The following is an 8,142-nucleotide window of genomic DNA, read 5'->3' on the forward strand; positions in this document are numbered from 1 at the left end:
TGAAATATTATGGAGATTTTTAAAATATGAATGGATTGAATTTAGCGCCTATAAAGACCGAAAGAGCCTCCTCGCTTACGTTAAAAAAGTGCTGGACAATTTTGGAGGCGAGTATGTAATTAATTTTGCCTAGGTACTTACGCCGCGAGCGGCGGGGAATTAGACCCGAAGAGATTAAAAACTGATTATTTAGGGTTTGCTGAATAATGGTAAAACCCTTTTAAAATAAGGCTTTTGACCTGTTAAAATCCGATGTTCATGCTGCGAAAATCGGATTGGGACCATCAAAAACCTTGCATTATCCTTATTATAGTACATAAGTTGGTACAAAAAAGAGAGGGCAACAAAGCCTGAAACTCCCGACGACCGGCTACTGACGACCGGCTACTGACTCCTAACCCCACCAACAAACTTTTTGCCGCAAACCCTATTTAGACCATGTAGCTGAATACTGGAGCGATGCTTGTGCCAATTTACCCAGTTATCAGCACTTTGTTGAGTGGATTCCTGTAACTTTGATTCCTTTTTGCCTCTATCTCAAACATTGCTGCTGATGCGTTTCAAATTTGAATTGGCGTACCAAGATTGGCCATCTCAAAACTTTGAAAACCGCAAAAGCCCTCAATTTTTAGGGATTGTAACATGAGTGATTACCCCGGATTTTCAGTTCTTAAATCTAGTTTATCTCAACCCCAGAAAACACCTCAATTAATGACAGAGCAGCACCAGGGCGATACCGATACCCAAACTTAAACCGACCAGCACTTGAAAAGGAGTATGACCAATTAATTCCTTTAAACGTTCCTCGTTAAATTCCTTGCCCTCCTGGAACATTTCATCGATAATTTGATTGAGAATCCGGGCCTGTTTTCCTGCTGCCTGACGCACTCCAGCCGCATCATACATAACAATAACCGCAAAAAGCGCCGCAATCGCAAATTCGGGACTAGACCAACCCATCTGTAATCCTACCCCAGTCGCCAAGGCCCCCACCAGCGCCGAGTGAGCGCTAGGCATTCCTCCCGACGAGACTAGATAGCGCAGACTCACCTTACCATCGCGGATTAACTCAATCAGCGCTTTTAGTCCCTGGGCAGTGAAACAAGCTAAAAGAGAGACTAGCAGTATTTGATTGTGTAACACCTGCTCGAAGTCCTGCATAATCTCATTCGTTTAATTTAATTTTTACGATTAACAATATACTCGGCGATGGCCCGTAAAGGTTCAGCGGCCTCATCGTAGCTACTCAATTCACCGATGGCACTGTCTATTAACTGTTGAGCTTGCTGGCGGGACCCTTCTATCCCCCAGAGACTGGGATAGGTGGCTTTTTGTGCCTGTAGATCCTTACCGGCGGTTTTACCTAATTCCTCCTTTGTCGCCGTGATATCGAGAACATCATCGATAATTTGGAAAGCCAAGCCAATATTTTGGGCATAGCGGGCTAATTTAGCTATATCTTCCCCTTTTGCCCCCGCTAAAACTGCCCCCGACACCACAGAAGTCTCCAACAGGGCCCCCGTTTTCTGAGTATGGATAAAACCGAGAGTTTCTGCCGAAATATCGGGTTTTCCTTCGGATTCCAAGTCTAAAACCTGACCTCCCACTAAACCCGCTGCCCCGACCGTGCGACCTAAACGGGCAATTACCTCTAAAATCTGTAGGGGAGGTACATTACGAGTCTGGGTAGCCACATACTCGAAAGCGTAGGCTAGGAGACCATCCCCAGCTAAAATAGCGATATCTTCGCCAAAAACCTTATGGTTGGTTAATTTCCCACGTCGGTAATCATCGTTATCCATGGCGGGTAAATCGTCATGAATTAATGACATAGTGTGAATCATTTCTAGGGCGCAAGCGGTGGGTAAAGCCATCTCTAGGGAACCCCCCATCAATTCACAGGTAGCCAGACATAAAATCGGCCGCAGCCGTTTGCCACCGGCGAGGAGAGAATAGCGCATCGCCTCGTAGATTTTGGCAGGATTGCCGATAACTAAAGAGCTATCTAAAGCTGACTCGACAATTAACCGCTTTTCCTCTAGATAGGAAGCCAGAGAAAAGCTCTCGTTTTTCCTCACTTCTACCCCTTGTTCGCCCCTAGTAACCATGTCTTTTTGTCTTGAACCGACTGCTTTTAAAACTATATCAGGAAACTCCACCTCGATCGGAATTAAACTGACCGCTCCCTTGTCCCCTAAGCTGTTGACTGTCTAAATTACGCCTTCAGACTGCATGGGAGTGCCAGAATTGACATTCTGAACACTTGTACTACATTTTCCCAGACGGAGAGGGTCTAATTTTCTTTTCTGATGCCTATTTTCTCTTTTAACCTGAAAAAATACCTCCCTCAGCAGCCCAGTCTAGGGATTAGCGAAAAACGGGCGATACAATTGAATTTCGCCGCAGTTATCATCGGAGATGCTAAAGTTTTGATGATTCGGTCAAACTTCCGTTTTCTTAGCTTGCAGTTTAGAAATTTCTCGATTAGCCTAGAAGTAGGATTATCCTAGGAATATATTGTATGCTGCCAGGGCAAATTTTAGGCGATCGATACCAAATTCAAAGTCAGTTAGGTAAACAAACCGGAAGACGCACTTTTCTCGCCCAAGATCTAAAAACGGGTACTACTGTTGTCGTCAAATTATTAATCTTCAGTCCCGATTTTGAATGGACAGATTTAAAACTCTTTGAACGGGAGGCCGAAACTCTTAAACATCTAGATTGTCGCTCGATTCCTGAATATATCGACTATTTTGAAGTTCGCACCGATACCTATCAAGGTTTTGCCCTTGTTCAGAGTTATATCGAGGCTAAATCTCTCAAGGAACAGATAGAAAATGGTCGCAAATTTAGTGAATCAGACCTGCAAGAATTAGCTAAATCTATCCTAGGTATTTTAATTTATCTCCATGGACTTAACCCGCCAATTATCCACCGGGATTTGAAACCTAGTAATATTTTACTAAAAGATCGATCGGGCCATAGTATCGGCAATGTCTATTTAATTGATTTTGGTTCTGTCCAGACTGTTGCTCAACAGGAACAGGCCACTTTAACTATCGTCGGAACCTACGGTTATATGCCCCCCGAACAATTCGGTGGTCGCACCGTTGCCGCTTCTGATTTATACAGTTTAGGAGCGACTTTAATCTATCTAGCTACAGGCATTCATCCCGCAGATTTACCCCAAAAAGATGGCAAGATTCAATTAAATAATTTAGCCAATTTAAGCCCTGCTTTTGTTCATTGGTTAGGGCAATTACTTGAACCTAGTCTCGAGAAAAGGTTTATTTCAGCACAAGCAGCAAATCAAGCTTTAAATACTCTCCACGAAATTCAATTAACTTCCTCGAACCTTGAAAAACCCGCAGGGAGTCGGGTACAGTTGCAAAAAAGCGAGGAGAAAATTAAAATATCTTTACCTCCCGAAGGTTTTACCCCTAAATTAATTTTTTTTGGAGCCTTTGCCATCGCTTGGAACGCTTTTTTATTATTATGGACAGGAGGAGCCGTTTCTACTCCTCTGTGGATGAGTTGGTTTTTTCTGCTCTTTTCCTTTTCCGTGCCTTTTTGGTTTGTAGGTTTAGGACTGCTTTACCAGATTATTTATTGTCTCAAAGGGGAGGAAATTATCACTATTGATAGTCAAGAAATTGTTGCCATTCAGCGAATTTGGGGTTTGACACTTCCGGGCAAAAAGAAAATGGCACGGGAACATATTAATAAACTGGTGAAAGCTGATAGTTATCATAGCAAAGATGGTGATGGCGATCGAGTTTATGTGCCGATGGCTTTAACTATTTGGGCGGGGACTAAAGAATATACTATTAGCAGTAAAACAAAAGAATATCTGAGTCAACCCGAAATTGAATGGTTAGCAGCGGAATTGAGTCAATGGTTAGGAATACCAATTACTAATAAGTAGCCGGTTGCAATCAGCTTTTTTCTCCCTTCTCCCCTCTCCCTTCTCCCTTCTCCGTTCTCCCCCACTGATTACTGATTACTGCTTACTGATAACTGAAAAATCTCCCCACTTCCCCACTGATTACTGTTTACTGCTTACTGATAACTGAAAAATCTCCCCTCTCCCCACTTCCCACCCCCTGATATGGACGAACTGTCTGTGAGCGGTGTAAAATTTTATGAAGAGTCTCGGCTTTTTTCTCCCTTTTCCTGAGAAATCCCCCAGAGCCAGTGACTAAGATCAAAATTGTGCATCCCATCGATAATTAAGTTTATGAGCGCCACTATTACCGTAGAAAAACGCAAATTAGAAAAACCCCCTTTAGAACTGCATTATCTCGGCGATCGAGTCCTGCGTCAACCGGCCAAGCGGATTGCTAAAGTCGATGACAGCATCCGCCAATTAGCCAGAGAAATGCTGCAAACTATGTATAGTTCCAATGGTATCGGTTTAGCGGCTCCGCAAGTGGCAGTCAATAAACAATTGATTGTCATCGATTGTGAACACGATAAACCCGAAAATCCGCCCCTAATTCTGATTAATCCCCAAATTATCGGTTATAGTCGGGAATTGTGCAAAGCGGAAGAGGGTTGTTTGAGTATTCCCGATGTGTTTTTAGATGTCATCCGTCCCCAAGCGATCGAAGTGAGTTATAAAGATGAACAGGGGAAACCGCGAAAACTGCAAGCTAACGGTTTACTAGCGCGGGTAATTCAACACGAAATGGACCATCTTAATGGTGTCATGTTCGTGGACAGAGTAGATAACGATTTGGCACTCAATGAAGAATTAAAAAAACACGGTTTTTCCGTGCAAGCGGTGAAACCGGTCGAGAAAGTGACAAAATAAAGGCATTAGTTAATTTAGGTGAGGAGTGAAGATGACCCCGAAAAGCGGCGTTTTATTGTTATTATCCTGTATTGCAGCGATCGCTGGTGTGGGTTGTGTCTTTGAAATTAGTTCGGGAGAACCGGATTTAGGCAATACCACCACTGGCCTAATTCTAGCGGCAAGTGTGCCACTAACAGCCCTATTTTTTTGGGCGGCGGTTAAAGACACGAGAGCCAATTACAAATAGAATAACTTCCCCTCGGTTGCAGAAGAGAGAATTTATTTCTCTCTTTTGTTTGTTTTAACTACAGGACAAATTGCCAGAAAAAGTTACTACTTTTGAGGACTTTAAGTAGCTGGTTATAATTAAATTAAAAATAGTTTTTAGGTTCGATACCCCCTTAGTACTAGGGTTGATTCATAGTAGGGTTGATTCATGAATCAACCCTACCCTTAGTCCCCCGTTGATAAGGGTGGTGTCTGATAATTTTTAACGCCTACCTACTTATCATCTTTCATGACAATCAATTATCTGCCGATCGGTGAAAATCTGATTAGGTAAAGATTTCCCCCCTCTCTCCTCTATCCGCAATCTAGAATGATAAAATAGGTGAAGTTCAAAGCATCATTCATTAGCTATGACCACAACCTACAAAGTAGAAATTTCCCATTTAGGAACAACACAAACGATCGAAGTTAGGGAAGATCAAACTATACTAAAGGCAGCCTACGATGCGGGGATTGACTTACCCAGTTCTTGCAATGCGGGCGTATGTACTACCTGCGCCGCTCAACTTTCCCAGGGTAGCGTCGAACAAGGAGAGGGCATGGGATTATCCCCCGACCTGCAAAAAGAAGGCTATGCTTTGTTATGTGTGGCCTATCCTCGCTCGGATATTAAACTGGAATCTGGCAAGGAAGAAGTAGTTTATCAACGTCAATTCGGGAAACCCTAGGACAAACTGGGGTTAAGATGACAAATTTTCGGGGGTTTCCCCCCAAAAAACCAGATTTTGAGCCAATAGAACCAGCAAACCCTAACTAATAGCTGAATGCTGACTACTCAGGGAAAACTTTTCCTCTCTACCCTTAAGGGCCGCTTTCATGAAACCAGAAAAGAGAGGATGAGCTTTATTGGGACGAGAGCGAAATTCGGGGTGAAATTGGGTAGCAATAAAGAAAGGATGTTTTGGTAGTTCGATAATTTCCACCAAACGACCATCAGGAGAAGTGCCACTCACCAGATAACCAGTCTCGAAAAAGAGACTACGATAGGCATTATTAAACTCGTAACGGTGACGATGGCGCTCATAGATAACCTCTTGACCGTAGAGGGAGAAAGCCAGACTATCGGGATTTAAACGGCAGGGATAGAGACCTAAGCGCATTGTTCCCCCTAAATCCACCACATCTGCCTGTTCTGGCAGTAAATTAATCACTGGATTGGGTGTATCCTCTTCAAATTCGGAACTATTGGCCCTTTCTAATCGGGCCACATTGCGACCCCATTCGATAATCGAACACTGCATCCCTAAACAGAGACCCAAGAAAGGAATATTATTGACCCTAGCATACTCGATCGCCTTAATTTTGCCATCCACACCCCTAATACCAAAACCACCTGGTACAACAATACCGTCAACACCGCTTAAATGAGCTTCGGCCGAATCGTGATCCACATCTTCGGCACTTACCCAACGCAATTCTATCTCGCTATCAAGGGCAATAGCAGCGTGTTTCAAGGCCTCTACCACCGAGAGATAAGCGTCCCCCAATTGCACATATTTACCGACGATAGCTATCTCTAATTTTTGACCGGGGGATTGCATCTGTCGGATGAGATTTTCCCACTCCTCCAGATGGGGGTATCGGGGACCCAGGTTTAATAATTCTAGGGTTTGTTGCGCTAATCCCTCTTTTTCCAGATTGAGAGGCACTTCGTAGATACTGCTGGCATCCTGAGCAGTAATCACCGATTCCACCGGCACATCACAGAAAGCTGAGAGTTTTTCTTTTAAACCCGGTTGTAGGGGTAGATGACAACGACAGACTAACACATCCGGTTGAATGCCGATCGATCTTAATTCCTTGACCGAGTGTTGCGTCGGTTTAGTTTTCATCTCCTTAGCGGCCGGAATCCAAGGAATTAGGGTAACGTGCATATAAACCACGTTATTTCGACCTACATCCTTCCTAAATTGCCTAATTGCTTCTAAAAAAGGCAAAGATTCGATGTCTCCCACCGTACCACCAATTTCTGTGATGACAATATCGGGGTTGGTATCTTTGGCCACCCGGAGAATCCTTTCCTTGATTTCGTTGGTAATATGGGGAATTACCTGCACGGTTCCCCCCATATAAGCACCACGGCGCTCTTTATTCAATACCGCTTGATAAATCGAGCCAGTAGTCACGCTATTGAGACGGGAGAGTTCCGTATCGGTAAAACGTTCGTAGTGGCCAAGGTCGAGGTCGGTTTCGGCCCCATCATCGGTGACAAATACCTCTCCGTGTTGAAAAGGACTCATCGTACCCGGATCCACGTTGATATAGGGGTCTAATTTCAGAATTGAGACGGAATAATCCCGACTTTTCAACAATCTTCCCAAACTAGCGGCGACAATTCCTTTCCCAATACTGGAGACAACTCCCCCGGTGACAAAGACAAATTTACTCATAAAATTCTTCCTGCGATCAATTATACCTAGCAAGGGGTGAGAGTTTTCGGGATGGGGCGGTGTCATTTTCCCAGATTTCATCGAAAATTTGGGTCTGAAACCCCGTCGTTCTACGACGGCTTTACCGTCAGATTTTAGCGCATTTACACGATATATGCTAGAATGCGAGATATGGAAAAAGCCTATTCTTACCGATTTTACCCAACACCAACACAAGAGTCGCTATTGCGGCGCACATTGGGCTGTGTAAGATTAGTTTACAACAAAGCTCTGCACGAACGAACACAAGCTTGGTATGAAAGACAAGAAAGAGTAGGATATACTGAAACTTCTTCAATGTTGACCGATTGGAAAAAACAAGAAGAATTAGACTTTTTAAACGAAGTTAGCTGTGTACCTTTACAACAAGGGTTAAGACACCTACAAACAGCTTTTACTAATTTCTTTGCTGGTCGTACTAAGTATCCCAACTTTAAGAAAAAACATCAAGGAGGAAGTGCCGAATTTACCAAATCAGCCTTTAAATTTAAAGACAAACAAATCTATTTAGCCAAATGCACAGAACCTTTACCTATTCGATGGTCAAGAAAAATACCAGAAAGCTGTGAACCAAGCACAGTAACAGTCAGATTACATCCTTCTGGACGTTGGCATATTTCAATTAGATTT

The 8,142-nt window shown here is 43.4% G+C and carries 9 protein-coding genes and 1 pseudogene; 7 read left to right on the plus strand and 3 right to left on the minus strand.

Annotated features, from left to right (window positions below; genetic code table 11):
* Positions 1-133: pseudogene (locus tag O9332_RS09425) on the plus strand (IS630-like element ISMae24 family transposase); the annotation flags it as partial.
* A gap of 575 nt (positions 134-708) precedes the next feature.
* Here O9332_RS09425 and O9332_RS09430 read toward each other — a convergent pair.
* Together O9332_RS09430 and crtE are read right to left on the minus strand one after the other, a co-directional pair.
* The gene (locus O9332_RS09430; protein WP_079209560.1) at positions 709-1,161 is read right to left on the minus strand and encodes a divergent PAP2 family protein; all 453 of its coding nucleotides are present in this window, start codon (positions 1,159-1,161) and stop codon (positions 709-711) included.
* A 17-nt stretch (positions 1,162-1,178) separates the two neighbouring features.
* Positions 1,179-2,108: a geranylgeranyl diphosphate synthase CrtE gene (gene crtE / locus O9332_RS09435; protein WP_190356510.1), complete on the minus strand. Its 930-nt coding sequence runs from the start codon at positions 2,106-2,108 to the stop codon at positions 1,179-1,181.
* Between the two features lie 201 nt (positions 2,109-2,309).
* On the opposite strand from crtE, the gene O9332_RS09440 reads away from it, so the two are divergent.
* The 5 genes from O9332_RS09440 (at position 2,310) to O9332_RS09460 (ending at position 5,751) form a co-directional block, all read left to right on the plus strand.
* On the plus strand, positions 2,310-2,510 hold the full coding sequence (locus tag O9332_RS09440; protein WP_043999278.1) for a hypothetical protein: 201 nt from the start codon (positions 2,310-2,312) through the stop codon (positions 2,508-2,510).
* Positions 2,511-2,521: 11 nt separating this feature from the next.
* On the plus strand, positions 2,522-3,925 hold the full coding sequence (locus O9332_RS09445; protein WP_004159495.1) for a serine/threonine protein kinase: 1,404 nt from the start codon (positions 2,522-2,524) through the stop codon (positions 3,923-3,925).
* A 312-nt stretch (positions 3,926-4,237) separates the two neighbouring features.
* On the plus strand, positions 4,238-4,813 hold the full coding sequence (gene def / locus O9332_RS09450; protein WP_002748816.1) for a peptide deformylase: 576 nt from the start codon (positions 4,238-4,240) through the stop codon (positions 4,811-4,813).
* 31 nt (positions 4,814-4,844) lie between these two features.
* A complete protein-coding gene (locus O9332_RS09455; RefSeq protein ID WP_002731987.1) occupies positions 4,845-5,042 on the plus strand; it encodes a hypothetical protein in 198 nt (65 codons plus the stop codon).
* Between the two features lie 391 nt (positions 5,043-5,433).
* Positions 5,434-5,751: a 2Fe-2S iron-sulfur cluster-binding protein gene (locus tag O9332_RS09460; protein ID WP_004159498.1), complete on the plus strand. Its 318-nt coding sequence runs from the start codon at positions 5,434-5,436 to the stop codon at positions 5,749-5,751.
* Between the two features lie 81 nt (positions 5,752-5,832).
* On the opposite strand, the gene pyrG is transcribed toward O9332_RS09460, so the two are convergent.
* A complete protein-coding gene (gene pyrG, locus O9332_RS09465; protein ID WP_287169660.1) occupies positions 5,833-7,473 on the minus strand; it encodes a glutamine hydrolyzing CTP synthase in 1,641 nt (546 codons plus the stop codon).
* A 171-nt stretch (positions 7,474-7,644) separates the two neighbouring features.
* On the opposite strand from pyrG, the gene O9332_RS09470 reads away from it, so the two are divergent.
* Positions 7,645-8,142: RNA-guided endonuclease InsQ/TnpB family protein (locus tag O9332_RS09470; RefSeq protein ID WP_288025110.1), on the plus strand; the 498-nt coding region annotated here is incomplete at its 3' end.

This window comes from Microcystis sp. LE19-10.1B, from assembly GCF_027530565.1.
Lineage (GTDB): Bacteria > Cyanobacteriota > Cyanobacteriia > Cyanobacteriales > Microcystaceae > Microcystis > Microcystis aeruginosa.

Excerpts from the sequence above, each read along its gene's own strand:
- O9332_RS09430 (WP_079209560.1), bottom strand. The coding sequence starts at position 1,161 with ATGCAGGACTTCGAGCAGGTGTTACACAATCAAATACTGCTAGTCTCT.
- crtE (WP_190356510.1), bottom strand. The coding sequence starts at position 2,108 with ATGGTTACTAGGGGCGAACAAGGGGTAGAAGTGAGGAAAAACGAGAGC.
- O9332_RS09440 (WP_043999278.1), top strand. The coding sequence starts at position 2,310 with ATGCCTATTTTCTCTTTTAACCTGAAAAAATACCTCCCTCAGCAGCCC.
- O9332_RS09445 (WP_004159495.1), top strand. The coding sequence starts at position 2,522 with ATGCTGCCAGGGCAAATTTTAGGCGATCGATACCAAATTCAAAGTCAG.
- def (WP_002748816.1), top strand. The coding sequence starts at position 4,238 with ATGAGCGCCACTATTACCGTAGAAAAACGCAAATTAGAAAAACCCCCT.
- O9332_RS09455 (WP_002731987.1), top strand. The coding sequence starts at position 4,845 with ATGACCCCGAAAAGCGGCGTTTTATTGTTATTATCCTGTATTGCAGCG.
- O9332_RS09460 (WP_004159498.1), top strand. The coding sequence starts at position 5,434 with ATGACCACAACCTACAAAGTAGAAATTTCCCATTTAGGAACAACACAA.
- pyrG (WP_287169660.1), bottom strand. The coding sequence starts at position 7,473 with ATGAGTAAATTTGTCTTTGTCACCGGGGGAGTTGTCTCCAGTATTGGG.